At 45.2% G+C, this 659-nt stretch carries 2 tRNA genes; both read left to right on the forward strand.

From position 1 onward, the window contains the following. Window positions 1-142: 142 nt before the first annotated feature. Window positions 143-219, forward strand: a tRNA-Ile gene (locus AC2A4J_RS20300). Between the two features lie 20 nt (window positions 220-239). Continuing rightward, window positions 240-315: transfer RNA gene (locus tag AC2A4J_RS20305), tRNA-Ala, on the forward strand. The last annotated feature ends 344 nt before the right edge of the window (window positions 316-659 follow it).

Genomic DNA, 659 nt, shown 5'->3' on the forward strand with positions numbered 1-659 from the left:
TCGTAACAAGGTAGCCCTAGGGGAACCTGGGGCTGGATCACCTCCTTAAACGATAGAAACCTCTGGTGAGCGTTCACACAAATTATCTGATGGTGTTTTAAACGACACAATATCTAGTTTATAAGAAGCACAGAAAGTATTTGGGTCTGTAGCTCAGTTGGTTAGAGCGCACCCCTGATAAGGGTGAGGTCGGCCGTTCAAATCGGCCCAGACCCACCAAATACGATCGAGTAAGTAATGGGGCTATAGCTCAGCTGGGAGAGCGCCTGCTTTGCACGCAGGAGGTCTGCGGTTCGATCCCGCATAGCTCCACCATTTACTGATGACGATTACTCTGTGTAAAAGATTAGAAGAGAGTTCTAAGCAAGACGCTAAGCATCTTACACATTCGTGTGTTGGGTGATTTTTAGTCTCTGACTTAGTGCTTTGCACTAAACTTGCTCTTTAACAATTCGAATTTTGAAATAACGATGAATCAAGCGTTAAACCGGTGGAAGTTCACTTTAACCTAGTGACTTCTATTATCGTAAATCCAGAGAGACACAAAAGCTCTTTGGTATGTGATCCGAAACTATTTTGGGTTATATGGTCAAGTGACCAAGCGTGCACGGTGGATGCCTTGGCAGTCAGAGGCGATGAAGGACGTGGTAATCTGCGAA

This window comes from Marinomonas sp. ATLA20 (assembly GCF_057180105.1).